This window comes from Candidatus Binataceae bacterium (assembly GCA_036495685.1).
Lineage (GTDB): Bacteria > Desulfobacterota > Binatia > Binatales > Binataceae > JAFAHS01.
This window is the reverse complement of record DASXMJ010000212.1, coordinates 23,341-48,821: the sequence shown is the minus strand read 5'-3', so window position 1 is coordinate 48,821 and position 25,481 is coordinate 23,341. Positions and strand designations below refer to the sequence as shown.

At 60.6% G+C, this 25,481-nt stretch carries 22 protein-coding genes; 16 read left to right on the top strand and 6 right to left on the bottom strand.

The features are described 5' to 3' along the window. Positions 1–472 precede the first annotated feature (472 nt). From VGI36_19750 to gmd, 4 genes are all read left to right on the top strand, one after another. Complete coding sequence (locus tag VGI36_19750) at positions 473–2,326, top strand: hypothetical protein (protein HEY2487384.1); 1,854 nt, start codon at positions 473–475, stop codon at positions 2,324–2,326. A 104-nt stretch (positions 2,327–2,430) separates the two neighbouring features. Beyond that, complete coding sequence (locus tag VGI36_19745) at positions 2,431–2,946, top strand: transcription termination/antitermination NusG family protein (GenBank protein HEY2487383.1); 516 nt, start codon at positions 2,431–2,433, stop codon at positions 2,944–2,946. Positions 2,947–3,019: 73 nt separating this feature from the next. Next, a complete protein-coding gene (locus VGI36_19740; GenBank protein HEY2487382.1) occupies positions 3,020–3,382 on the top strand; it encodes a cupin domain-containing protein in 363 nt (120 codons plus the stop codon). 39 nt (positions 3,383–3,421) lie between these two features. Then, on the top strand, positions 3,422–4,438 hold the full coding sequence (gene gmd / locus VGI36_19735) for a GDP-mannose 4,6-dehydratase (protein ID HEY2487381.1): 1,017 nt from the start codon (positions 3,422–3,424) through the stop codon (positions 4,436–4,438). Positions 4,439–4,537: 99 nt separating this feature from the next. On the opposite strand, the gene metH is transcribed toward gmd, so the two are convergent. Further along, positions 4,538–8,050 (bottom strand): methionine synthase, encoded by a 3,513-nt coding sequence (gene metH, locus VGI36_19730; GenBank protein HEY2487380.1) that lies wholly within the window; start codon positions 8,048–8,050, stop codon positions 4,538–4,540. A gap of 145 nt (positions 8,051–8,195) precedes the next feature. Between metH and VGI36_19725 the strand changes: the two genes are divergently transcribed. Then, positions 8,196–8,993 carry a methyltransferase domain-containing protein gene (locus tag VGI36_19725; GenBank protein HEY2487379.1) on the top strand — a complete coding sequence of 266 codons (798 nt, stop codon included), beginning with the start codon at positions 8,196–8,198 and terminating at the stop codon, positions 8,991–8,993. Between the two features lie 21 nt (positions 8,994–9,014). Further along, a complete protein-coding gene (locus VGI36_19720) occupies positions 9,015–9,743 on the top strand; it encodes a DUF1499 domain-containing protein (protein ID HEY2487378.1) in 729 nt (242 codons plus the stop codon). Here the strand turns inward: VGI36_19720 and VGI36_19715 are convergent, their stop codons facing one another. The 3 genes from VGI36_19715 to VGI36_19705 all read right to left on the bottom strand — a co-directional run bounded on the left by VGI36_19715 (position 9,744) and on the right by VGI36_19705 (position 12,142). Further along, on the bottom strand, positions 9,744–10,283 hold the full coding sequence (locus VGI36_19715) for a GNAT family N-acetyltransferase (protein HEY2487377.1): 540 nt from the start codon (positions 10,281–10,283) through the stop codon (positions 9,744–9,746). A 23-nt stretch (positions 10,284–10,306) separates the two neighbouring features. Further along, positions 10,307–10,537, bottom strand: a complete 231-nt coding sequence (locus VGI36_19710) for a cupin domain-containing protein (protein ID HEY2487376.1) — start codon at positions 10,535–10,537, stop codon at positions 10,307–10,309. A gap of 663 nt (positions 10,538–11,200) precedes the next feature. Beyond that, positions 11,201–12,142, bottom strand: a complete 942-nt coding sequence (locus VGI36_19705; protein HEY2487375.1) for an LLM class flavin-dependent oxidoreductase — start codon at positions 12,140–12,142, stop codon at positions 11,201–11,203. A gap of 189 nt (positions 12,143–12,331) precedes the next feature. Between VGI36_19705 and VGI36_19700 the strand changes: the two genes are divergently transcribed. Further along, entirely contained in the window at positions 12,332–12,748 is a 417-nt protein-coding gene (locus VGI36_19700; GenBank protein ID HEY2487374.1) for a hypothetical protein, read from the top strand. Between the two features lie 40 nt (positions 12,749–12,788). Here VGI36_19700 and VGI36_19695 read toward each other — a convergent pair whose 3' ends face one another. Both VGI36_19695 and VGI36_19690 read right to left on the bottom strand, forming a co-directional pair. After that, positions 12,789–14,117, bottom strand: coding sequence for a sigma-54 dependent transcriptional regulator (locus VGI36_19695; GenBank protein HEY2487373.1), 1,329 nt, complete (start codon positions 14,115–14,117; stop codon positions 12,789–12,791). Further along, complete coding sequence (locus VGI36_19690; protein ID HEY2487372.1) at positions 14,110–15,450, bottom strand: ATP-binding protein; 1,341 nt, start codon at positions 15,448–15,450, stop codon at positions 14,110–14,112. The genes VGI36_19695 and VGI36_19690 overlap by 8 nt, the downstream gene beginning before the upstream one ends. A gap of 182 nt (positions 15,451–15,632) precedes the next feature. On the opposite strand from VGI36_19690, the gene VGI36_19685 reads away from it, so the two are divergent. The 9 genes from VGI36_19685 to VGI36_19645 all read left to right on the top strand — a co-directional run bounded on the left by VGI36_19685 (position 15,633) and on the right by VGI36_19645 (position 25,416). Beyond that, the gene (locus VGI36_19685; GenBank protein HEY2487371.1) at positions 15,633–17,681 is read left to right on the top strand and encodes an APC family permease; all 2,049 of its coding nucleotides are present in this window, start codon (positions 15,633–15,635) and stop codon (positions 17,679–17,681) included. A gap of 278 nt (positions 17,682–17,959) precedes the next feature. Then, a complete protein-coding gene (gene hisH / locus VGI36_19680; GenBank protein HEY2487370.1) occupies positions 17,960–18,583 on the top strand; it encodes an imidazole glycerol phosphate synthase subunit HisH in 624 nt (207 codons plus the stop codon). Positions 18,584–18,596: 13 nt separating this feature from the next. Further along, positions 18,597–19,397, top strand: coding sequence for an imidazole glycerol phosphate synthase subunit HisF (gene hisF, locus VGI36_19675; GenBank protein ID HEY2487369.1), 801 nt, complete (start codon positions 18,597–18,599; stop codon positions 19,395–19,397). Beyond that, positions 19,394–19,807 carry a 6,7-dimethyl-8-ribityllumazine synthase gene (gene ribH, locus VGI36_19670; protein HEY2487368.1) on the top strand — a complete coding sequence of 138 codons (414 nt, stop codon included), beginning with the start codon at positions 19,394–19,396 and terminating at the stop codon, positions 19,805–19,807. The genes hisF and ribH overlap by 4 nt, the downstream gene beginning before the upstream one ends. Positions 19,808–20,304: 497 nt before the next feature. After that, on the top strand, positions 20,305–23,106 hold the full coding sequence (locus tag VGI36_19665; GenBank protein ID HEY2487367.1) for a glycosyl hydrolase: 2,802 nt from the start codon (positions 20,305–20,307) through the stop codon (positions 23,104–23,106). A 66-nt stretch (positions 23,107–23,172) separates the two neighbouring features. Continuing rightward, positions 23,173–23,667: a hypothetical protein gene (locus VGI36_19660; GenBank protein HEY2487366.1), complete on the top strand. Its 495-nt coding sequence runs from the start codon at positions 23,173–23,175 to the stop codon at positions 23,665–23,667. 96 nt (positions 23,668–23,763) lie between these two features. Continuing rightward, complete coding sequence (locus tag VGI36_19655) at positions 23,764–24,036, top strand: hypothetical protein (GenBank protein ID HEY2487365.1); 273 nt, start codon at positions 23,764–23,766, stop codon at positions 24,034–24,036. A 9-nt stretch (positions 24,037–24,045) separates the two neighbouring features. Next, the gene (locus VGI36_19650; GenBank protein HEY2487364.1) at positions 24,046–24,363 is read left to right on the top strand and encodes a hypothetical protein; all 318 of its coding nucleotides are present in this window, start codon (positions 24,046–24,048) and stop codon (positions 24,361–24,363) included. Between the two features lie 231 nt (positions 24,364–24,594). Beyond that, the gene (locus VGI36_19645; GenBank protein ID HEY2487363.1) at positions 24,595–25,416 is read left to right on the top strand and encodes a tetratricopeptide repeat protein; all 822 of its coding nucleotides are present in this window, start codon (positions 24,595–24,597) and stop codon (positions 25,414–25,416) included. Positions 25,417–25,481 lie beyond the last annotated feature (65 nt).

Genomic DNA, 25,481 nt, shown 5'->3' with positions numbered 1-25,481 from the left:
ATTCAAGCAGGCCGTAACGCCTGCGTAATTTGCCGATGGACCCTAGCAGATAGCAATTACTTATCTCCGCGATTAGTCGAGAGCAGACCAGTTCTCACCAGGTTGAGGCGACCCGCAAATTAATGCGGACGGCTGGCCACCCCGGCGCCAGACGGAGATCGCCGACAGCCTCGGGATCGAGGCCTGGCGGAAAAAATGCCTCCTGGTTAATTTCGCGGAACACTTGGTCGCTGAAGTTACGGTCATGTTTGGGAAGTCTTACTTTAGCGTGGCGCCCTGCTTGACATTGGTGAACGGCGGGTGTTAGTTAACCCGCGTTCGTAGTTTGCTAGCGAGCGGACCGGAAAAGTGTCGTTCGGGCCTCGCTAGTGGGGATAGGGTTTGACCAACCACGAGGGCTCCAACTGGCTTGGGGGTGTCTATGCTGAACGGGAAATCGGCAAGTGGTCGAAGCATGCGGTGGAGCATGCTAGTGGCCGTGGTGGCATCGGTCGCCACACTGTGGTCGACGGCGGCGCGAGCGACCATCACGCAGGGTGACTTCTCGGTATTTGGGTTCTTCGAATCCCGCACGGAGGGACGCTGGGGTCAGGGCAGCAGCGCGAACAACGGAACCCCTACCACCTTCACCCATCCGACCCCGACCACGACGGTCGCGAATGTGGGACTCGCCTCCTCTAAGACAGGCGGGACCTGGGACTTCAATCACTGGGACCTCGACGAGATGCGGTTTTTGGGCGACATCCGGCCCGACTACCACGTGGTCAAGAACTACAAGTTCATGGGACGTTTCGACACACTGATCCTGAAAGACGCCGACTTCTTCGCGTTCTACCGTCCCTGGTACGACACGGTCGGAACCTTGAAGGATCGCGGCCGAGCCATTACCAACAACAATTGGTTTACCTACACGCAATCCCAGTTGCAGCAGCAGTATTTGCGCAACGACCTGCACGAGTACTACGGGCAGCTGAACTTCACCGACAACTTCTCGATGCGCGTCGGCAAGCAGCAGGTCATCTGGTCGGAAGCGGATGCGCTCTCCGGTACCGAAGTGACCAACCCGGTCGACGCGACCTTCCACGGGTTCATCCCGTTCGAGGCCGCGGAAGACTTGCGCAAGAACGTGCGGATGGTGAAGTTCAACTACATCCTGCCTGACTTCGAAAAGACGGCCAACAACGAACTCGAGGCGTTCTGGATACCGGGCGACTTCCAGGGCAACACCGTCGACCTTGGGTGGACGGTCCACGACGCACGCAACCCGTGGGCTGTCCCGGCGGCGAGGGGGCCGGGTAATGGATCAGGCGCAGTTGGGGACGTGCCGGCGCGCTTCAACAACAATGGTATTAATTTTCAAGGCCAACCGATCCAGATCCGCAGCTTCCTTCAGACAGCTGCGAAACCGTTAATCAACGTCAGTCAGGGCTTCGGCGTATTCAATGTTACGGGCCCCCATAACGACCCTTCCAACTCGCTTGAGAATAGTGAGTTTGGCGCGCGCGCATCGAGCCTGCTGCCGATCGGTAATGGACTTCAGGCCAGCTTCATCTATCTCTATGAGTGGCGGAATTGCCCTGTCACCCAGAACTTCGCGCAGTTTGGTGGGCCCTTCGGCTTCGTAGGGGGTGCAGCTACACTACCCGGGCAATTCTTCTATGGTATTCCAGGAGGGAGGTCGTTCCACAGAGTCAACCCGGCTCCGGGTGTTCCTGTATTTGGCACAATCTGGGCGCCGCTCGTTACCCGCTACCGCCGTAATTCATTCTTCGGGTTGACCGGTACCTATTACGACAAGGAGTGGACCGATATCGTTTACCGGTATGACAGCCTGTACACGCCCAACTTTGGCGTGAACTCGGTAACTAATCAGGTAACGGGTGGGACCCATGCCGAGTGGGCGGAGAATGCGCGGTTCATCCTTGCCGGCGACCGTCCGACCTACATTCCGTGGCTGTCCAAGCAGCACACCTTTTTCACGGCGCAGTACGTCAATACCTGGTTTCCTGACCGTCCCACCGATGCTGTCCCCAGTATCGCCAACACCATCGGCAAGGTGCGCGAGGACAGCAACTTCTTCTTCGTGTCGGCAGTCGACTGGATACTCAACGGCCAGTTGGTTACCACTAACGTGTGGACGTGGGATATCGACGACGCGGTGGGCGCCCTGTCGTCAACCAACACCTACCGCTATTCGCGCAGCGTTCTGTTCGGAGTGAACGCGTTCATGGCGATCGGGAAGAGCGGGCGTTACACCGATCCGTTCCTGTACAGCGCGCAGCAGCGCACCAACGAGCTTGAGTTCACCATGACCTACGAAATCTAACCTCGTCTGGACTGCTAAGGCGGCTGTGGCGTATGCTACAGCCGCCTTTTTATTTCGGGTCCCGGAAGCAAAGCGTATCTGCCAAGTCAGTCTCAGAGCAGGTTATGGAATTAAATGACGGCACCGCCTGGTATCTGATTCGTACCAAAACCGGCAAGGAGCGATGGGTAAAAGACCAGCTCCAGACTACGGTGCCGGAAGTGTTCCTGCCGCTGCTGCGGGGGAAGGCCCCGCGCTGGGGCCGGATGGCGATGTCGGTGGGGCCGTTGTTCCCTTGCTACGTGTTTGCGCGCTTCGATCTTCAGCGCAGTTACTTCGAAGTCAAGTATATGCCCGGGGTGCGGGGTATCGTCTCCGCAGGCAGCGACCCTCTGGCGGTGCCTACCACGATCGTGACTGAAATCCGTCGGCGCGGCGTCGACGATGTGGTCGAAATCCCGGAAAAGCCGCTCGGCAACGGGGACCGGGTGTTAGTGGTGGAAGGACCGTTCCGCGGGTTTGAAGCGATCTTCGAGCGCTATCTCTCGGGGGCGGAGCGGGTGGCGATTCTGCTCAGCGCTATCGAGGCCGGCGGACTCAGGGTGCTTCTGCCCGCATCGGCGGTCGCGAAATATCCCTGACAGTCGCTTCGCGCCGCGTCGCTGATTTCGTGCCCCGCCCAATCGGTGTAATCTTCTGATTCCCGGACCTGTGATGAGCCGCATACGTAAACCGGTACACATTGAGCCTAAAGGCTGGGGTCGCGAAGTATGGATCGCGAATAACGATCGCTACTGCGGCAAGATTCTCGAAATCAGGCAGGGCAAACGCTGCTCGCTGCACTACCACAAGCTCAAGACCGAAACCTTCTATCTGCGCACGGGTAAGCTCAAAGTGCGGGTGAAGGAATCAGCCACGGCGGAGACCCTGGAGGAATTTATTCTGGGTCCAGGGGACTGCATGGATGTGCCGGTGGGAATGGTGCATCAGATGGAAGCGCTGGAAGACTCGGAGCTGCTCGAGTTTTCCACTCAGCACTTCGAGACTGACTCTCATCGCCTGGTCAAAGGAGATTAAAGCGGAAGCAGAATCCACGGCGCTCCGCGCTTAACCGGCATGGCAAAAATCGCACTTATCACCGGAGTCACCGGCCAGGACGGATCGTATCTCGCCGAGTTATTGCTGAAGAAAGGCTACGAAGTGCACGGCATGGTCCGGCGCACTTCCAGCTTCGCGACCGGTCGCATCGATCATCTGCGCTCCGGGTATGGGACCGGCGCGCAGGGGCTTCAACTTCACTACGGCGACCTCGGCGATGGTACTGGCATCCGCCGGATCATCGAGCAGGTTCGCCCGGACGAGGTTTACAACCTGGCCGCGCAGTCGCACGTCCGCATCTCGTTCGACCAACCGGAATACACGGCGGATGTAGTCGGGCTCGGCACCTTGCGCCTGCTGGAGGCGCTTCGCGACCACGATACCCGCCGCAATCGCGTCACCCGCTTCTACCAGGCGGGGTCCTCCGAGATGTTCGGCAAGGTCACGGAAACACCACAGCGCGAAAGCACCCCGTTTCATCCCCGCAGCCCCTATGCATGCGCGAAGGTTTACGGGCACATGCAGACCCGAAACCATCGCGAGGCCTACGGGTTGTTCGCCTGCAACGGCATTCTTTTTAACCACGAGTCACCGCGGCGGGGCGAGAATTTCGTTACCCGTAAGATCACGCGAAGTGTCACCCGCATCAAGCTCGGCCTCCAGGACAAACTGGCGCTCGGTAATCTTGATGCGCGCCGCGACTGGGGCTACGCCGGCGACTACGTCGAGGCGATGTGGATGATGCTGCAGCAGGATCAGCCGGACGACTACGTTATCGCCACGGGCGAAGAGCATTCGGTGCAGGAATTTCTCGAACGAGCGTTTGACCAACTGAAACTGGAATGGAGTAAATACGTCGAGATTGACAAGCGCTTCTTCCGTCCTGCCGAGGTCGAGCGTTTGATCGGCGATGCGAGCAAGGCGCGCAAGGTGCTCGGGTGGCGTCCGCAGGTGAACTTCGACGCGCTGGTCACGATGATGGTCGAGTCCGACCTTGAACTGGCGCAAAGCGAGCTGCGCAGCAAGGGCCAGTAGCGCGGGGACTCCCTTTGATCCGAGGCGCAACGTGGGCTGGCACGTCGGCCAACTGCAATAATTTTTTAGGTCCGCCCGCGTACCGGCGTTAAACTTTGGTTACGGCTGGGGGAATTGGGCTTCTAGGCGCTCGACGTCGCTCTGTGACAGGCTGAAGTATTTGCATTCCGGATGGTGCAGGACAAATGCGCTGACTGAGCTTTCGGGATCCATCATGTAACCTTCCGTCAGTTGGACCCCGATAGCGTGGCGCTCGACCTCCAGTAAGGAGAACAGCGCGGTCTGGTCCTCCAGGCGCGGACAGGCCGGATACCCGAACGAGTAACGCTTGCCGCGGTAGCGTGCCTGAATCAGGTCTTTCAAGGTCAGGTCCGGGGGGTCGCCGATTCCCCACATCGCGCGCACCCGTTGGTGCAACAACTCTGCGAAGCCTTCCGCACCCTCGACTGCCAGCGCCTGCAGAATATGCGAGCGCAGATAGTCACCCTTGCGCTTCCATTCCTCGGCCAGCGTCCTAACCGACCCGGTGATGGTTACGACGAACATGCACAGGTAATCGACGCGGCCCGAGTCCTGCGCAGCGACGTAGTCGGCCAGGCACAAGTTCGGTGGTTCGCTTTGACGGCCGAAGCGGAAACTCGCGATGACGTTCTTGCCCTCCGGCCCGTAAACCTGCAGCGTGCGATCCCCGTCGGATTGGGCGCGAAAGAAGCGGAACACGGCGTTGGCAGCGATGTCGCCGCGAGCGAAGACAATGTCCTGGACCTGTTCGATCACGGTTTTCAGTTCCAGGGCTTTGGCTTCGCCCGCGCGCAGCGCCTGATCGGCATTGCGCAGGCCGAGATGCTTGGAATACAGCATCGCGGGATTGATGAAGCCGAAAATCTCCCCGAGGTCATAACCCCTCAGCACGTGGGTCTTCAGATCAGGCGGCGTCGGAATCGCCACGTCCCGGCGTACCGCGGAACCTGGCGGGGTGGCGACGGAAGCTATATCGGCCGCTTTTGGAACATTCGCCAGGAGGCGGCGCGTTTCCTCGCCGAGGGCGCGTTGGAGGGTTGCGCGCCGCTCCGGGTCCATGACGCGATTGGCGAGGTCCAAACCGGCCATCGCGTCGTTGGCGTAAGCGACCATGCCCCCGTACTCTGGTGCGATCTTCATGCGCGTGAAGCGATTGGACAATGCGGCGCCGCCGACCAGGATCGGGCAATCGACGCCGGCGGTTTTCAGATCCTGTGCGGTTACGACCATCATCTGCGCCGACTTGACCAGCAGCCCCGAGAGACCGATGACATCGGGCTCATGCTGCCGAAACGCCTTGATCAGTTCCTCGGGCGGAACCTTGATGCCGAGATTCACAACCCGGTAGCCATTGTTGGATAGGATGATCTCGACCAGGTTCTTGCCGATGTCGTGAACGTCGCCCTTGACCGTGGCCAGAATGATCTTCCCCTTGTCGGCCGAGTCGGTCTTTTCCATGTGCGGCTCGAGATGCGCGACCGCGGCCTTCATCGCCTCGGCCGATTGCAGCACCTCCGCCACGATCATCTGGTTGGCGTTGAAGAGCCGGCCCACCTCATCCATGCCCTTCATGAGCGGGCCGTTGATGATCTCGAGCGCTCCCAGGGATTGGAGCGCTTCCTCGAGGTCCTCGATCAGACCATCCTTGGATCCCTCGAGTATGTAGCGCGGCAGCCGCTCCAGGAGCGGAAGATCTTTGCGGGTGTCTTCTACGACCCGGCCTTTCTTGGCCCGGAAATGCGCCGCAAAAGCGGCGATCGGATCGGCGCCGCGCCACCAGATCAGATCCTCGGCCAGACGTCGTTCTTCTTCAGGGATGGACGGATAACGCTCGAGCTTTTCCGCGTTCACGATCGCGAGGTCGAGTCCGGCCTGCACGCAGTGATAGAGCATCACCGAGTTCAGCACCTCGCGGCCGGAGTCCGGCAATCCGAATGATACGTTGGAGATGCCCAGGCTTGCCTTGGCCCGGGGCAGCTTGCGCTTGATGAGCCGGATGCCTTCGATGGTCTCGACTCCGGCCCCGATGTAGTTCCGGTCGCCGGTTCCGACCGGGAAGACCAGCGGGTCGAAGATGATGTCCTCCGGCTCGATGCGGTATTTCTCGGTCAGCAGCTGATAGGAGCGCTCGGCGATGGCAAGTTTGCGCTGGCGGGTGATGGCCTGGGCTTGCTGCTTGTCTTCATCGATGCACATGACGATGAGCGCGGCGCCGTAGCGCTTGGCCTGGCTGACCACCGACTGGAAGCGCTCCGAATCTTCGCCATCTTCCAGGTTGATCGAGTTGATGATCGACTTACCTTGGATGCGTTTGAGTGCCTCTTCGACTACCCGATGATCGGTCGAATCGATCATCAGTGGGGACTTGATCTTCTTTACTTCGATTTCCAGGAAGCGGGTGACGTCCGCCAGCTCGTCGCGGTCGGGATCCTGCAGATTGACGTCGATCACCTGCGCGCCGCGGCGCACTTGGGCCCGTCCGATCTCGGACGCTTCCTCGAATTTGCCCTCGGCGATGAGGCGCTTGAACTTGCGGCTGCCGAGCACGTTGGTGCGCTCGCCCACGATGACCGGGCGGGTTTCGTCGTTGATGAGCACCGTCTCGATGCCCGAGATCGCGGAGCGCTTCACGCTGGACGGGGTGCGGGGTTTGACGCCCGCGACCGCCCGGACGAGTAGCCGGATATGGTCCGCGGTGGTCCCACAGCATCCGCCGGTCAGGTTGAGCCACCCGTTGCGCGCGAACCGTCCAATCTTTTCCGCCAGCATCTCGGCGGTTTCGTTGTAGCGTCCTTCTTCGTCGGGCAGGCCGGCGTTCGGCACGCAGGCGACATTAAACCGCGCAAGTCCCGCCAAGGTGCGCAGATGGTCGGTCATGAAGTCGGGGCCGGTTGCGCAGTTGAGCCCCATCCAGAGCAGGTCACGATGCGCCAGCGAGGTGTAGAACGCCTCAACATCCTGACCGGCCAGCAGTGTACCCATCGTCTCGATGGTTCCAGACACGGCCAGCGCAGGCGCGCGGCCCGATTCCTCTATCGCGCGGTCGATGCCGATGAGCGCAGCCTTGCAATTGAGCGTGTCCTGCACGGTCTCGATGAGCAGAACGTCCACCCCACCTTCGATGAGCCCCAGTGCCTGCTCGCGGTAGGCTTCGGCCAGCGCGTCGAAGCTTATCCCGCCGGTGACCGAGATGCTTTTGGTGGTGGGGCCCATCGAGCCCACCACAAAGCGGGGCTTGGCTCGCGTGCTATAGCGCTCCGCTTCCTCGCGCGCGATGGTCGCGGCCATCCGGTTCAGCTCCAGCGTGTGTGCCTCCAGGCCATACTCGGCGAGTACGACCCGCGTCGAGCCGAAGCTGGCGGTCTCGATCAGATCGGCTCCCGCCTCCAGAAACCCGGCGTGCATTTCCCTGATCAAATCGGGGCGGGTGCGAACGACGTTCTCGTTGCATCCCTCCAGGCTCGCGCCGCCGTAGTCGGCGGCCGAGAGAGAATGGCCCAAGATGAAGGTGCCGAACGCACCGTCGAGCACCAGGATGCGTTCGGCGAGCAACTCCTTGAGCAGTTTTATGCGGTTTGCATCGGCAGGCATTGGAGAGCCAGGATCGCGACCGGGTGAACTTTCACCTTATAGTAGCGATGATCTTCATTCAATTTTCTTGTTGCCGACGCCACCCTCAGAGACACGGTCCTTTTAATATCGGTCCATCTGCGCTAACCGTCTGCGGGGTATTTTCATGACCGAGGCCTACTACAAGCAGCACTGGATAGAGATCGAACCCGAGCGACACGCGGCCTACGACCAGATTCTCGCCTTCCATCCCGCGATGGACCCGTTGATCCGCCCCCTCGAATTGCGGCCCGGCCAGCGAGTGCTGGACGTCGGTTCCGGACCGGGCCACACCACTTTCGAGCTCGCCCGCCGGGTCAGCCCCGGCGGAAAAGTAACTGGAGTTGACATCAACGCGGAATTCATCGCGCGATCGAAGGCACGCGCGCGCGAGCACGCCGTGACCATCGAATTTGTTCACGCGGGCTTTCCCCCGTTGCCATTTCCCGACGCATCCTTTGACCGGGTCTTCTGCAAAAACGTGCTTGAGTATGTGGATTCCGCGGTCGATACTGTCGCGGAAATGGCCCGCGTCGCCGCGTCCGGCGCAACGGTAGTTGCGACCGACAGCGATTGGGACATGATGGCGCTCGACATCGGCGAGGAAGGGCGCGAACTGAGCGATCGGGTGCTGACCGCCGCCAAATCGATAGCGATCAAGGAGCCCAGGATCGGACGACGCTTGCGCGGAATCTTCGGCGCGGTGGGTCTGGCCGAGGTGAAGACCGAGGTCCTGGCGGGCGCCGACGTGGTGGGGCGATCGCTGCCCATGCTAACGGCGAGCCTGGCGCGCTATGCACGCGATTCGGGACTGGTTGGCGCCGACGAGACGGCGCGCTGGCTTAAGATGGTCGAGGCCGCGATTGGCGCCAGAACCTTTCTGTTCGTACTACCGCAGTTTGTCGTGCGCGGAATGAAGAAATGAGTCCCTGAGAGGGGGTTGGAAATGATCGCGGCATGGCTGGCTTTCTTTGACGGCATGCTCGCCGTCACACTGGTGGCGGTGGGAGTAATCGCAGCGCACTTTTATCTGACCCCGGCGTTTTTTGGCTTTCAGCTGTTCATCTTCGGCTTTCTGCTGAGCCTGCTCGGTTTTGTTCTGGGCATCATCGGGCTGCTGATGACCAGGACCGGGCCGCGCCGCGTAGCGCGGCCACGAGCGCTAATCGGCACTTTGCTTAGCCTGGCGGTGGCGCTCCCGGTCTTCGCGGTGCTTACTGCTCACTCCAAGTATCCGGCCATCAATGACATTACGACCGACTTCGCCAATCCGCCGGAATACGTCCACGCGGCGGAACTCGCGGCCAATCAGGGTCGCGACATGAAATATAACCGCGACAAATACATGGCCGCCCAACAGAAGGGATATCCTCCGCTTGCCCCGGGCAGTGTCACGGGCGACCCCGCGGCTGTGTTCGATCGCGTGAAAACCCTGGTCGCGAGCATGCCGGATTGGCAGATCACCTATGTAGACCCGAAGACCAAAACGCTGGAGGGGGTCTCTACCAGCCAGCTGTTCCATTTCCAGGACGACTTCGTAATCCAGGTGCGGCCCGGGCCGAACGGCGGGAGTCTGGTAGAGATGCGATCCAAATCGCGCGACGGAGTCGGCGACCTCGGAGTGAATTACAATCGCATAGTGATGTTTCTCGGCAAGCTGCAGTCCGTGGGCTGATTACCTCACGGTGCCAAGCTCCTTATACATCAGCGTGGTGCCGTCCAGTTCCGGCGAATTCGCGCGGCGCGAATAGCGCGGAATTACACCAGCCCGCACATAACCGATTGACAGGTACAGCGGCTCAGCAAAACCGCCGGTGGTCGTATCGAGCGTCATCAGGCTGCGCCCTGCCGCGCGTGCGTAACCCTCGAGCTCGTTCATGAGCCTTCTCGCTATCCCGCGGCGGCGCACTTGCGGATGCACGAGCAGCTTGCGGACTTCGGCCCGATGGCTCTGATTGTGCGGTGTGTCGAGATCGAGTTGTACGGTGCCCACTATGCGCTGCGCGCTGCGAGCGACCAGGACGCAGCAGAGTCCGGTGCGCACCGCGGAGAGAACCTGGTTCTGCCAGAATGCACTCGCATCATCAATTGAGAAAGGAAGCACAAAGCTGACGCTGGCACCGGCGTGAACGCACTCGTGCAGAACCTCGGCAAGCATCTTGATGTCCTTAGCCAGGGTTCGACGAGTTCGGACGCCAGCGCTCGCGAATCTCATCGATCCTGTTCATCGGGTTGCCGTCACGGATGCACCAGGGCTACCAGGTACCGGGCCGACCGCTTGCTCCGGCATTCGAAGCGGGAAGAGCCGCAGAGCACATAACGTACGCAGTCGCCTTTCTCGACCCGAAAGGAGGTTCCCTCTATTTCGATAGCGACACTCCCTTCGAGCATCCAAAGGTGATGCTCCAGGCCGGGCACCGGTGAAGCATCGTAAGAGACCGACGCGCCGGCCGGCAGCGATACTTCCACCAGCTCTCCCCTGAGATTTGGGTGAGGCGGCGAGATGATGCCGCTCAAGGACCTTAACACCGAACTCGCGACCGCAATCCTGCAGCAGTATCCGACCGCGCGAGCTTTTGGCGGAGTCTCGCGCAAGCGCCTGGCGAGACTCAGCTACGACGGCCGTCCGCAGATAGCCGCTTGCAGGGTCCTTCCAGGTGACCTGTCCTGGCCTCCGGACCACGGACGGTGGACCGCTCTCGGCGTCGGCCATCAATCGCGCGAGTGTCCATCCATACTGGGTGCACAGAGCGCCCAGCATCGAAGCGGTAGGGCTCAGTTCGCCAGGTTCCAGTCGCGACAAGCTGGCGCGACTGATTCCGGTCCGCGCGGCCAACGCGTCCAGCGACCATCCGCGCTGGGCGCGCAGCAGCGCAAGCCGCCGGGCGATGCGCACGTTGAGCGAGAAGTAACTCGGTTCTCCTGTCCGCCTCCTCGGCGATTCTCTACCCCAAGGTTTGCTCGCACAGAAATCTGTTTTAGGGCCGTCTCTCTATCTAGAGAGGGCCAAAAAGTAACAAGCGCCGCGTACGAGATTCGGCAGCCGCAAAGCCCGCCGACCGCGTGCAGGACGCCGCCCATCTCCTCGCGCCACCCGCACGCCTGCGGAGAATGGGCGCTCAAGCGGAAAGACTAGAAATTCGTCAGTGCCGTGATGGTTCGTCGGACCGCCCTGTTGCGGTCTTCATTTACCGGATTGGTGAACACGATCACGGTGCCAACTCCGGGCGCGACCAGCTCCTTAAGCCGCTCGCGGACGCGCGACTCGGGTCCTACCAGCAGGGTGGAATCGATCATGTTCTCGCTGACGGCCCGCATCGCCGCCTCGGCATCACGTCCGGCGGCGCGAATCCCGGCGATTTCACTTTCAAAGCCCGCGCGCGCAATCATATTGCCGTAGAAGCGCAGCGCACCGTAGCGCGAAAGCAACTTGCGCGCGGGACGGCGCGCGGCCTCCAAATCATCCGAAATGAATGCGGTCGCAAAGAGCGTCGGCTCGACCTGTTGCGGGTCGCGGCCGGCCGCGCGCGCACCCTCCGCCAATTCGCCGATGGCTTCTTTCACACGCCGCGGCGGATAGAAGTTGAAAATCACGCCGTCGCCGATTTCGCCAGCCAGTTTCACCATTGGTTTGGAAACCCCGGCCAGGTAGATTGGCAGCTTTTTCGTGACCCGTGGCCCGGTGCTTCCACCCTCCAATGGCTTTCGGATCGCGGCCACGACCTCGCGCATTTTGGCCATGGGATCACCCATGTCGATCTTCAGGGTCGTGTTCATTTCACGATGGCCCGTGCCCAGTCCAAGGATGAAGCGGCCGCCGGTGAACTCCTGCACCGCTGCCGCTTCGTTAGCGAGTAGCAGCGGATGGCGGAAGTAGATGTTGGTGATCGCGGTGCCCAGAGTGACGCGCTTGGTTTGCAGGCCGAGCGCCAGAGCGCAGGCCAACGAATCATTGCCTGCCTCGGTCATGAATACCCCGGCAAACCCGGCATCCTCAGCGGTTTTTGCCCAATCGACCAGCGTTGCCGGGGGAGAATCGGGAAGGGTAGAGAAGGCGAGCGCGACTTTAGCCATGGCGATGGATCCTTTCGCTTAAGAGATGGCACAGTTCCATCACCGCGGCCGCCCGTCAAGGCGTCGGGCAGGCGTGTTGGGAACCGGCGGTGGACCAAGGAGGGCCCAATCAGATATTGCTTCTCCTTCTGCGCCGGGGGGCTGCTGCTCCCGGTTGGTAGAAAGGCCGAAAAAGGGGGGCAGAACACGATGAAGCGCCTGGCATTGGGGATTCTTTCGGGGATACTGCTTATCAGCCTGGCCCGGCTCGCCTCGGCCAAAGACCTGACGAGTGCCGGCCTCGAGGAAGCATTTATCGATGGAGTTGCGGATTGTGGCCCTTCCAGCTCGATGGCGGGGGCTCTGGGCAAGAGCAAAGACCCGGGCGTGCAAGCCGCGCTTCGCAACGCCTTGATCGTTGAGGGCGCAGGCGATGCCGCCGGGGTCGGCGGAGGCTCGAAGGAGCATTCCGATTGCATCCAGAAGGAACTCAGCGGGCGCGGCTACACATCGCAACTCAGCGCTCTGCCCTATTGCGTGAAGAACGACTGGCCGACGCCCTTTACCAGTCTGGGCGTCTGCGTGGCGAGCCACGCTAAGTTGGAAGCTGGGCTCAACAAGAAGTAAGCGCCCGCGGTTTAGACCGGTGCAGGCGTGTGCCAGGACTTTATTCCAGCCCGTATTTGCGCCGCTTGCGCCATAGCGTCGCGACGTTGATGCCCAGCATATCGGCGGCTTCCTCGAGCGTCACCGCCTGCTCCAGCACCAGTTCGATATGGCGCCGCTCGATTTCCTCCAGGGTCTGACTCTGATCCAGACTTCGTGTACCTGCCAGCAGGCGATCGGGAAGATCGCTCAACGCTATGCTGTCGCCGCGGCTTAGGACCACCGCCCGCTCAACCACGTTCTTCAGTTCGCGGACGTTGCCAGGCCAGGAATATGCAGTCAGCGCCTTTTGCGCCTCGGGCGAGAGCGGGAGCGGGTTCTTCTTGTGGCGCAGCGCCGCCCGCTCGATGAAATGGACGGCCAGCCGCGGAATTTCCGCGGGTCGTTCGCGCAGCGCCGGCACTTGTATCTCGATGACGTTAAGGCGGTAGTAAAGATCTTCGCGAAAGCGCTTCTGCTGGACCAGCTGTTCCAGATTCTGATTGGTCGCGGCGACGATGCGAACATCCACCTTGATGGTCGCGGTGCCGCCGACTCGCTCGAAGGTTTTCTCCTGCAGGAAGTACAACAGTTTCGATTGAACCACGGGCGAGAGGTCGCCGATTTCATCGAGCAGCACCGTGCCGCCCGCGGCTGCTTCGAGGCGGCCGGGCTTGTCCTTGATAGCGCCCGTGAACGCGCCACGCACATGTCCGAACAACTCACTCTCGAGCAGATGCTCGCTCAACGTTGTGCACGTAACCTGGACGAAGGGTCCGTCCTTGCGCGGGCTTTTGCTGTGAATGTAGGAGGACAGCATGCTCTTGCCGGTGCCGCTCTCTCCGGTCAGCAAGATCGTGGCGTCGCTCACCGCCACCTGCGCGGCCGTCTCGGCCAGCTTGCGGCTGGCGCCGCTGGCGGTAAGAAAAACCTCCCGTTCGGAGAGGAGCTCGACTTCGGCCTTCAGCCGACGATTCTCGGCGCGCAGTTCCTTGACCTCGAGCGCACGGGCCACCACCCGTCGAATGTGTTCCGCGCTGAACGGCTTGGGCAAATAATCGTAGGCACCAAACCGCATCGCCTCGACCGCGTCCGGGATAGAACCGTACGCGGTCATCATGATGACCTGCACCGCGGGGCCTTTGTGCTTCAGCGCCTTCAGCAGTCCAAAGCCGTCCATTCCCGCCATCCGGATATCGCTAAGTACGACATCGGTGTCGCCCGGCGCGACTAGTTCCAGGGCGCGTTCGGCGCTGTCGGCTTCGGTAACGCGGTGTCCCGCCCCCTCCAGGGTGGCTGCGAGCATCCGGCGTATGTTGCGGTCGTCGTCAACGACCAAAATCTTAGCCAAGCAATTCCTCCCGAATGGGAATGTCGATAGTAAATGTAGTGCCCTCGCCAGGCGAGCTCTCTGCAAAGATACGCCCGTTGTGGGCCTCGACAATCTCCTTGGCGATATACAGGCCGAGTCCGGCGGAGCCCATTTCAGCCGAGCTGTCGGGAGCTTGCGCGTATGGCTCGAAGATGCGTGGCATCATCTCCGGGGCGATGCCGGTGCCGCTGTCCTGTACGACGGTACGCGCGATTTTTCCTTCGCGGCGAAGCTCAATGGTAATTCGCCCGCCTGACGGCGTGTAGCGCAGCGAATTGCCGACCAGGTTGCTGATCACCCACGGCAATTTGATTGGATCGCCCCAGATTGCCAGCGGTCGCCCGCCGTCGGCGATCACCTCGAGATGGATTTTCTTTTCCGCTGCCTGGAGCGCCAGCGGACGGCACGCATCACGCACGATGCGATCGAGTTGGATGGCGCGCCGCTCTACTCCTATTCGTGCCACCGTGGTCCGGGAAGCATCGAGCAGGTTGCCGGCGATGGCGGTCATGCGCCCGATATCGTCATGAATCGTTTCGAGAAGCTCGCACTGTTTATCTGTCATCGCACCTCGCATCGACTCTTCCATCAGTTCCGCACCCATCGCCAGCGAGGTGAGTGGAGTTTTGAGCTCGTGCGAAAGCGTCGCGATGAGATTGGTCCGCTGGCGCTCCTGGTCACGAATGAAGGTTACATCCTGGAGCAACAGAATCGTTCCGAGCGGCTGGCCGCCGGGCCCCGTCCACGGCAACTCGCGGCTGACGTAAGTGTGGTCGCGTCCGCGCAGAAAGATCTTGAACTCGGCGGGGGCGCTTTCATTGCTGGCCCGGCGCGCGGCTATCAGGCGCGCGACGTGCGGATTCTGCTTCGCCAACGATTCAAGCACGGTTTCGGTGGCGGGCCGCGCTTCGAGGGCGAGAATCGCGCAAGCCACCTCGTTGATGTGCACGATGGCGCGCGACTGGTCGAGCACGATGAGCCCGTCTTCGACGCTTTCCACGATCGCATCGATCTTCGACCGCTCGTGGTCGAGCTCCACCAGCCGGGCCGCGTAGTGCTGCTCAAGCCGCTCGGCGGCACCCGAGGGCGCCCCATTGCCCGCCCTCGGGGGACCCTCGGCGGGGTCCTCGTCTCTGCGGTGGCCAAGGATCCGGAAACGGGAGCGGCTGCGGAATCCAAAACCCGCCAGGGCTCCAAGGACGAGCGCGCCAAGAATTAGTAGTGCGACTTCCAAACGGTGATGGCCGTTCGATCCCTTCGGACTCGAGATTCCATCAGTGAAGCATTCTATTGCCTGCGGGTAACGAATCATCAAGGCGTGCCCGAGCGTTCATTGCAAATTGCAATACAAATGATTTAGCCGCTCTTTGCTGAATGCAATTGCGTCACTCAGATGGAGCCGTTTTGCTTGACGATCTTTCGGGAGTGCAACTTGCACTTCAATGAAGAAGGCAGGGCAGCAGTGCGCCCAAGCCGTGGGGAGGTTCACTTACCTTGGCTGCGATCGGAAAACTCGCGACCGCGGATCGGGTCGCGGGAACGGGCGAAGCTCTTATCGGTCGAAAACACACCCGCGCCATCGTCGTTACCACCGGGATGCTGGCGTTCATTTCTTTCTGGCGGGCATCGGCAATCGTGCTGTGCGACATGGCATCGACCGTCTACTACATCGGCGGGATCGTCGAGGCAGCGGTAGGCAAATCGGCTCCCTATTTCATCCTGGCGGTGATGCTCTTCTCGTATGCGGTGCGCGCCGTGTACGTGGAGTCCTGCTCGATGTTCACGCGCGGCGGTGTGTACCGCGTGGTGAAGGAAGCGATGGGCTCGACGCTGGCCAAGCTCTCGGTTTCGGCACTGATGTTCGACTACATCCTGACCGGACCCATCAGCGGCGTGTCAGCTGGACAGTATCTGGTCGGGTTGATCAACGAACTGTTCAAGATGGCGCATCTGGGCGTGGTGCTGCCGGCCGACCTTGCAGCGGCGACATTTGCGATTCTGGTCACCGGGTACTTCTGGTGGCAGAACATCCTGGGCATCGAGGAATCGAGTGGCAAGGCGATGCGCATCATGCAGATCACCACCGTGATGGGAGTGTTGATGATCGCGTGGTGCGCAATCACGCTGTACGCGCGTGGGTTCCACATGCCGCCGCTGCACATTGAATTGCCCGACAGCTCGCTGGGCTGGCTGGTTCATCTGCCTTCGGCGCGTGCCATCGGTGCGTTTGGAGTCCTCATCGCGTTCGGGCACTCCATCCTCGCGATGTCGGGCGAGGAATCGCTGGCGCAGGTCAATCGCGAGATCGAAGCGCCCAAGCTGAAGAATTTGCTCCGCACCGGACTCGTGATTTTCATTTACTCGCTGCTGCTGACCTCGCTGATTTCGTTCTTCGCCGTGATGATCATTCCGGACAACGTGCGGATGGCGCAGTACAGCGACAATCTGATCGGCGGTCTGGCGATGTACGTGGTGGGGCCCCTGTGGCTTAGAACCGCGCTGCGCGCTTTCGTCGTGTTTGTGGGGTTTCTGATTCTCGCCGGCGCGGTCAATACCGCGATCGTCGGCTCGACCGGAGTTCTTACCCGCGTCGCGGAGGACGGCGTCTTGCTCGATTGGTTCCGCAATCCGCATCGCCGCTACGGCACGAACTATCGCATCGTCAACCTCGTCGCGATTCTGCAGATTGCAACCATCGTGCTTTCGCGCGGCGACATGTACGCGCTCGGGGAAGCTTACGCCTTCGGCGTGGTCTGGAGCTTCGTCTTCAAAACCCTGTCAGTGTTGGTGTTGCGCTACAAGAAGAGTTATGCGCGCTTGTGGCGGATGCCGCTCAACCTTAAATGGTTCCGCCCGGGCGGAGAGGACTTTCCGCTCGGATTGGCGCTCACGTTCGTGATTCTGTTCTGTACCGCAATGGTCAATCTTTTCACCAAGCAGGTCGCAACCATCTGGGGAATCGGGTTTACCATCGCTCTGTTCCTCATCTTCGAGGTTTCTCAGAAGATCAACGGGCAGGCAGAGCACGCTTACGGCGAGGAGCCGGAAAAGTTCAACCTGGAAATGGTGGAGGAAGAAGGACTGCATCCGGCGCGGCTCAACCTAAACGATGATGCGAAGCGGATTATCGCGATCCGTGATCCGCACAACCTCGCTCACCTTCATCGCTATCTCTCGGAGCGGGACTCCTCGGAACTGATCGCACTGACCGTGCGAACCGAAAAGGGTCTCGCCTCAAGTGAAGGAGCGCAAGTGTTCACCGACTCTGAGCAGAGGTTATTCAGCAAGGTCGTCAAGGTATGCGAAGACCACGGCCGGGCGGTTACGCCGCTAGTCGCGATGTCGAATGATCAGGTTTACGCCATCGCTCGCATCGCCTACGTACTTGGCGCCGAGGAAGTCGTGATGGGGGTGTCGGAGCGATTCAACTCCGATGTCCAACTGGAGAACTTCGCGATGCACTGGGGGTCGCTCGCCTCCAACGACCACCACGTGAAGGTGCGGGTTCTCTCGGAGACTCAGGACATTCGCGCCGAGCTCTGATTTGCGCGCCGGCTCCTGAATTCGCTCGCTTCCTTCAGCGGGAGGTAACTGGAGGACACGCGCTCGTCAATACCGCCTTAAGCTTCACTCATCAGCACGATGACCGGTGCGTGTGTGCCCACCTCCCCTCGCTCGGCGGTTGTACGCTCAACCCCGATGCCCGCGCTCAAGAAATACGCCTACCCGAAACCAATTTCGGGAGCGGGGGGGAAGATGTGTCGGCCCGGTCCAAGGAAAGCTTGGGTGGGGTTTGGAATGCCGCTAGAATCGGTCGTTCCATGATCGCGATTGTCGACTACCGGGCCGGGAATCTTACCAGCGTGAAGCGCGCGCTGGAGCATCTCGGGCATCGCGACTGCGAGATTACCGACAACCCGGATAAGATCCGTGCTGCCGAGCGAGTTATTCTTCCCGGGGTCGGCGCGGCCGGCGCGACGATGGAAAACCTGCACGCCTTGGGACTGGCCGAGGTTTTGCGGCGCGACGTCGCGGCCGCGGGCAAACCGTTTTTGGGTATCTGTATCGGAATCCAGGTGCTGTTCGATCGCAGCGAGGAAGACTCCACCGCGTGCCTTGGCATCCTATCCGGTGTAGTTCGCCGCTACCCGAATTCGATGGATGGACGGCCGCTCAAAGTCCCGCAAATCGGCTGGAATCGAGTTCGCCAGGTGCGCGGGCATCCGATCTTCGCGGGCGTTCCGGACGGAGCGCATTGTTACTTCGTTAATTCCTATTACCCGGTGCCATCAGAACCATCGATCGCGATCGCGGAGTGCGAGTATGGCGTGCCTTTCGCAGCGGCGGTCGCGCACAACAACGTGATTGCCACGCAGTTCCACCTCGAGAAGAGCGGCGCGGCCGGCCTCAAGCTGCTCGACAACTTCTGCCGGCTGAAGCTTTAAGGGCGGCGCGCCGATGCTGGCCAAGCGCATCATTCCCTGCCTCGACGTGCGGGCGGGCAAAGTCACCAAGGGTATCAAGTTTCTCGAGAACGTTGACGTCGGCGATCCGGTGGCGATGGCCCGTTACTACTACGAGCAGGGTGCCGACGAGCTGGTGTTCTACGATATCACCGCGTCCAATGAGCGGCGCGGGATCATGCTCGAAGTGGTTGACGCGGTCGCCCGCGAGATTTTCATCCCGTTCAGCGTTGGTGGCGGCTTGCGCACGCTGGAGGATATGCGGGCGGTCCTGCTTGCGGGCGCCGAAAAGGTATCCATCGATTCCGGAGCGGTACGTGACCCCGCAATTATCTCGGCGGGAGCTCGCGCGTTCGGGAGCCAATGTATCGTGCTCTCGATGCAGGTGAAGCTGACCGGCGCGCGCACGCAGGTGCCTTCCGGATATGAAGTAGTGATCGACGGGGGTCGCGTGTTCACCGGCCGCGATGCCATCGAGTGGGCGCACCAGGGCGAACGGCTTGGCGCAGGTGAGCTGGTGATTAACTCGATCGATCGCGACGGCACCAAAAGCGGCTACGATCTCGAGATAACCCGCCGCATCAGCGAATCAGTGTCGATTCCGGTGGTTGCCTCGGGCGGCGCGGGCCGCCCGGAGCACCTGCGCGACGCGTTCACGCGCGGCGCCGCCGATGCAGCTATCGTGGCCTCGATCGTCCACTACGGCGAGCATCCCATTCCCGAACTGAAGCGATACCTGCGCGGCGCGGGAGTTGAGGTGCGCGACGCAATCACGCTGGAGGGGGAGCAGCGATGAGAATCGCGATCGTGGTTTCCGAGTTTAATTTCGACGTCACCGCGCTGATGCTGGAGCGGGCCAAACATCAGCTCGAGCGCCACCAGGCCGAACTCGTCGCAGAAATCCACGTCCCGGGCGTATTCGACATGGGTCCGGCCATCAAGGGACTGCTCCGGCGCAAGGATGTCGATGGGGTGGTTATTCTCGGCGCGGCGATCAGGGGCGAGACGCTGCACGACGAGCTCATCACGCATGCGACCGCGCAGACCGCGGCGCGCTTGGCGGTCAAATATGAAAAGCCGGTCGGGTTGGGGATTACCGGTCCGGGCATGACCCACGCGCAGGCGATGGAGCGACTCGACAACGCAAAGAATGCAGTCGACGCGGTGGTGAAGATGCTCGCCGTGCTGAAAGAAATCGACCAGTAGCCTACATTTTCGATCGGAGCGCGCAAGACTCGCCCGCACCTGGCTCGCGGGCGCTTATTCTTAGCGCGCGCGTAAAGGTCATTGTTCCGACCCCTCCGGGAGCGGCTAAGTGGGCAAGTGAGCCGCGACAGTGAAACCAATCGTTCGATGCAACTGCCGCGCATTGTGTCTTGAAGTAATCCGGAGTTAACGGCAAGCTGCTACAAAATTTGCCACCAACGAACGAGTAACCAAGGTTAGATTTTCGTTCTGGGCGCCTCCGTCAAAGCCAACCTCACGATAGGAATTCCCGGAGGCGGAGAAGCTGAAGTCTCGAAGCTTCAAAATGTTGTCGGTGTCTGAAGTGCCCGAGCGGTCTTGCGCGATTTTTTGTGCCGGCGACGCTTTGGCATTGGTCACAAAAGGGTGGACTGACAAATAATGGGAAAACAAAAATCTGACTGGCGGGGTTGATTGCCTCCGCGGGTCGGGCATGGGTTCGACTAACCGCGGCCCTTATGGCCGCAGTGGTCCCGATGGCCGGCTGGCCGAATCCTGGCGCAGCCCAGACCTCGATGGTGGTGGCCAATCCCCCGGCCAACAAGGCGCAAGGTTCGGTGGCTATCCTTCCGGACGGCGGGTTCGACGTTACCAAATTCAACTTCCAGCCCTATATCGTTCCCGGTCAAGCGGACGGCCGCGCCATTTATCAATGCTTCGGGCCGAATCCTCTTTATTTTGAGGGCGACCCTTTCGTGGTCAGTTATGCCAATCCCAGCAAGCAGCCAGTCCAGAGCAGCGATTGGTGGACCTCGCTCGGTTTCCAGTTGGATATCTGGGTGAGTGCACGCGGCGGCATGCGTCTACCTCCAAATCAGTGCATTCCGCCAACGGACGCCGTCGCGTTCACGGCAACCCTCTATACCGAACCGTTTCAATTGCAGTTTGTGGATTTCGTCCAGCTCTTCCCGAAGGACTTCCCGCCACCCGCGGGTCTCCAACTCTGGAACATGAACAATTTCCAGGTCGCCGCGAATACTCAGCTGTTCGATTTCACAAAGAAACCGCCGCAATTGCTTGGCTACAATTCGAACCTGGATTCGGTGAGCTGGGGATACCCAAGCCCGCCCAATGAGGCTCGGATAACGGTCGGACTCGAGGGTGTGCACCCCCTGCGTGCCGACGAATTCCCGACCGCCGGTCCGACGTCGCCGCCATGGACCAATATTCTTGTGGAGAGCTATTCCGACTGGGGCGTAATCGCTTCGGTGCACGACAAATCCAACACCAATCAACTGACCATCACGGCTGCCAACGGAAGTCCTTTTGTATGGTTTGAGAGAACTAAGGGCACTCCTGAAACTTCACCATTTGAGGTTTGGGTCGGTGGGACGGCCCAATTGGGACAAGGGCAGGGCGACTTCACCTCGATCGACTACTCCGGTCCCGTGCTGATCGTCAAAGTCGAAAGCTACTTTGCGGGCCAATACAACCCTCCCGGAAGCACTCCGATTGCCGCGCAATCCTACTATGCAATCGAGGCAGACAAGGGCAAATGGAACAAGGTGGCGGGGTTCAATGGGCAGAGCGCCGTGTTCATGAACAGTTCTGCTTCTTCCTTCATTGTGACGGCTCTGCCCCACAATACCAAAGCCACACCGACCCAAGGCCAGATCGGGCCGATGATGGCGTGGAAGACTCTGGAGCCCTACGCGTGCCTGAAGACGGTGGACACCAAGCTGCTGCTTCCCACGCCGGCCGCGAGTGTCACGGTAGATAATCAGTCGGTAACGCTCGGATACGATCCCAATAACGCCACCGTCACAGGGGAACTTCAAATCTCGACGCAGGTAGTGCAGGGTTTTGCGGGTAAGTGTCCGCAAACCGAGCCTTTCCAGTTGGTGTTCCCACACCATCGCCAGGAGCTAATCAAGGCGCAGCAGAGCCAGATATTCACCAAGCAACCGATGCCGCTCTGGAACAGCGTGATGGGTCCGGTGATGGGCTATGTCGGCGACACGATGTTTCTGCAGAATCAGACGCGGGGGATCATGTCGATGCTGCCCAGCGTGGCGATTGACGATCCCCAAGTCACCAATCCTAATAACCCCAACCAGACCGCCGCCGAAGACATCTACGATACTTTGAAGACCTGGTATTTCATCCAGGAGCCGACTACCAACGACCAGCAGATAGGATCATTCACGCGCCAGCCCGGAAGCTATATGGGCGTCGGCGCCAATACCTACCTCAACGCTTCCAACACCCCGCGCGAACTGCTGGTGGTGGCCGATCAGCTGGCTCAGACCAGCAACCCGAAAATCAAAGGCGTGCTCGATCCGCAATTGGGGGAAACCAAGGATCAGGCGGCAGCCGAGATGCGCGATTTCATCCTGCACAGCCTGGAAGAACAGGTCGGACAGTGGTTCGACGTCTACACCGCGAATCTTCTCGAATTCAACACGCAGTTCAACGCGATCGTGGGCTATCCGAGCGGGTTTGGTGCGATCCAAAATCTCAATGACCACAACCTGCAGTACGGCTATTTCCTGAGGGCGGCCGCAACCATAGGAAGGTACGACCCGCTGTGGCTGGCGACCTACGGACCGATCATTCAAGAGATGCTGCTCGATGTCGCCGCTTTCGACAACGGCGCGAGCGGGTACCCGCAGCTGCGCAATTTCAATCCCTACTATGGCCACAGTTGGGCCGCCGGTGCCGCATACGGAGGGACCAACCAGGAATCGAGCAGCGAAGCGATCAACTTCGAAGTCGGAATGATCGAGCTTGGAGAGGAACTCGGGAACCCGCAATGGCGCGACCTCGGACTATACCTGTACGAACAGGAAATCCTCGCGACCGAACAGTACTGGTTCAACCAGGATGCTGACCTGAGCGATACCGAGACCGACCCCGCTGCGGCCTGCCCCGCCAAAGCGCCATATACGGAAATAAAATCTACACCACCAATTTGTTACAACGTAACTGGCCGCGCGACTTCGTCACCTACCGCAGCGGCGTCGACAAGCACATACAGCATCATACTTTCGTCTCGCGGCTGCAAAATCAGGACATCGATCGGACCACCTTCTTCGACGACAGTCCCATCGCGGCCTATACCATTCAGTGGATACCAGCGGCCCCGTCGCTGGCTTATCTCGAACGCAACTTGTCCTGGCTGCAGGCAACCTGGAATCAGTTCATCACGGATGATGCATTGTATCAGAGCCAGAGCGCGCTCAAGCCCAGCGGCCTCAACGTCTACCAGGACGTGGCTGCGAGCGTGCAGGGAACGTTACCCGCATCGGGCAGCGACATGACTGGAACCGGGCTCGCCGCAGCACTCGCACGGATCAACAATCCCCATCCGTTCTTCCTTTGCGGCCATGAATACCGAGGCCAAATACATTGCCTACACCTACTCGGTTCTCGGTCAGCTCGACGCCAGCGTTTCAGTTACGTCTCCAGATGCAGCGGCTTTCAAGTCCGGCGGAACCAAATCCTTCGTGGCCTACAATCCAACCGCTTCGCCCATCAGCGTCAGCTTTATAGGCGGGTCGGGCGGTGGCCCGTTCACCCTTGCACCATTCACCCTGGACAGCTTTGTCGGCGGAAGCACTTCCTCGACCTTCAAGCCGGGAGGCCTCTTAGCGCCGTCCAATCGCCTCTATTTCCGTAACGATGCCACTTGTACTCCGGCGGCTCCCTGCTCGCTCAGTCAAACCCCGGGCGCCGGCCTAGTTCCCGCTAGCGGCACCTACCCGTTCCCCACCGGACCCGATCTCATTTCCACCACGCTGGCGGTGATTCCGCCACGGAGCGGCAAAAAGAATGAGCAGTTTCCAGCTCCGCCGGATGGAATACTCTCCTGGGTAGGCTAGTTCAGCGGTTCCTTGGTCGGCGCACCCGCGAGCTCTTGCACAAAACTGGATCCGAACGGACCGACGGTCTGCGATCCCACGCAAGGGCTTCAGTCGGTGGACCGCTTCGAACTCTACGCCAACGATTGCTTGACGCCGGGCTTTCAGAGTTGCACTCCCAGTCAATCTGCGGGCAACACCTACAACATGCAGGTCTTGTATTTCTTCGACACCAAGAACCTGTGCGATCCGATCAAGGGCGATCCCAACGGAAAACCGTGCAACGCGGATCGAGTCGAGCTGTACACCTTAACTACTGGCGCAGTTAACACCTGGACCCTGCAGAACAAGGGCAACGAATACTATTTTTCGGGGGTCAACCTGGGTTAGCCGGAGGAGTTGAAGACCAGCGGCTTTAACGGCAGCTTCGGCCTCAACCTTGGCCTTAGCGCGGCATCCTGCACCGGGCAACCGGAGAACGGTATTCGCGTCCCCGTGATTGATACCTTCACGGCCTCTCTGCCCGGAACCTGCACCAACACCGCGGGACCGCCGCCCGCGGGGATGTTTTGGCAGAACGTTACGAATGGCGCGGTTCAGGTAAACCTGTGGGGAGGAGCGTTTGCTCCTAACACCAAAGAGCCGCCAACTCCCGTATCGGTCGAGGTAGCGCCGGCCAGCAACCGCGCCTCCTGGTTCCAGCCCCCTTATCAATGAGGTGATGAAATCGCGGGGGAGGGTGGGCGCGAGGTGCACCGATTGACGTCGGGGACCTACTAGGGGAGAGTGTCGACCGGATGAACCGAAGGGTGGCGGTGGAGCGAGGTCGACGATCGCGATGCAGAACTCAAGCGGCTGTCGAATCCAACCGGGCGTTGTTAAGAAAGTACCCGAATGGCGTTGAGGTGACTCCTCCTAGTTTCTATACTCGGTGCGGTGGCCGGGAAGATGGGCGAGGTGGTAGAAGGGGGTAGTACATTCTCGACGCGCGCGGCCGCGAGAATTCTCGCGGTTTCCCCCGACAGAATTCGCTATTGGGTCAAGCGGCGGCTGATAAATCCCGCTGCTTCGCCCGGGCGCAAGTATCGCTTTGCATTCAACGATCTGCTCGTCATGCGGCTGGCGAAGGATCTGCTGCGCGAGCGCCGACATCTGGAACCACTGCAGCGCTGCCTTAGGCGGATGATTGACCTGGTCGACCCCGGCCGCTCGGTTACCTCGCTCAAATTGGTCAACGACGAAGGCCGCATAGTAGTCAGCGACAACGGCGTACTGATCGAAGCCGAAACCGGCCAGCTCCTGTTCGATTTTCGCTCCGAGCGCCCAAGCGGAAAGGTCGAAGAGAGCTTTGGCCCCGCCCGCGTCCGCGAACGGTTCGAAGAGGCGCGGCGCATTGCCGAACGGGACCCGCTGAAGGCGCTCACGATCTACAGCGATTTGGTCGGGCGCGAGCCGGGTAATTTCGAGGCGCACATGCGCCTCTCCACTTTGCTCGAGCGCGAGGGCGATCTGCAGGGCTCGCTACGCCATCTGCTCGGTGCAGCTGCGATCGTTCCCGCCAGCGCCGAGGTCCACCTGCGGCTCGGACTGCTGTACCGCAAGCGCGAGGAGCACCAGCCGTCGCTTCGTAGTTTTCTGCGCGCGCTCGATTGCGACCCCACCTCCGTTGAGGCGCATCGCAATGCCGCCGAGCTCTATGAAGCGTTGGGCCGCAAGCGCGAGGCGCAAAAGCATCTCAACGCGATCCATCGGTTGATCAAAGGCGAGTAGCCCAAGCCGCGTGCTCGATCCCGCGGTTTTTACAGAGCCGAGGATCCCATGCGGACGAGAGCGCC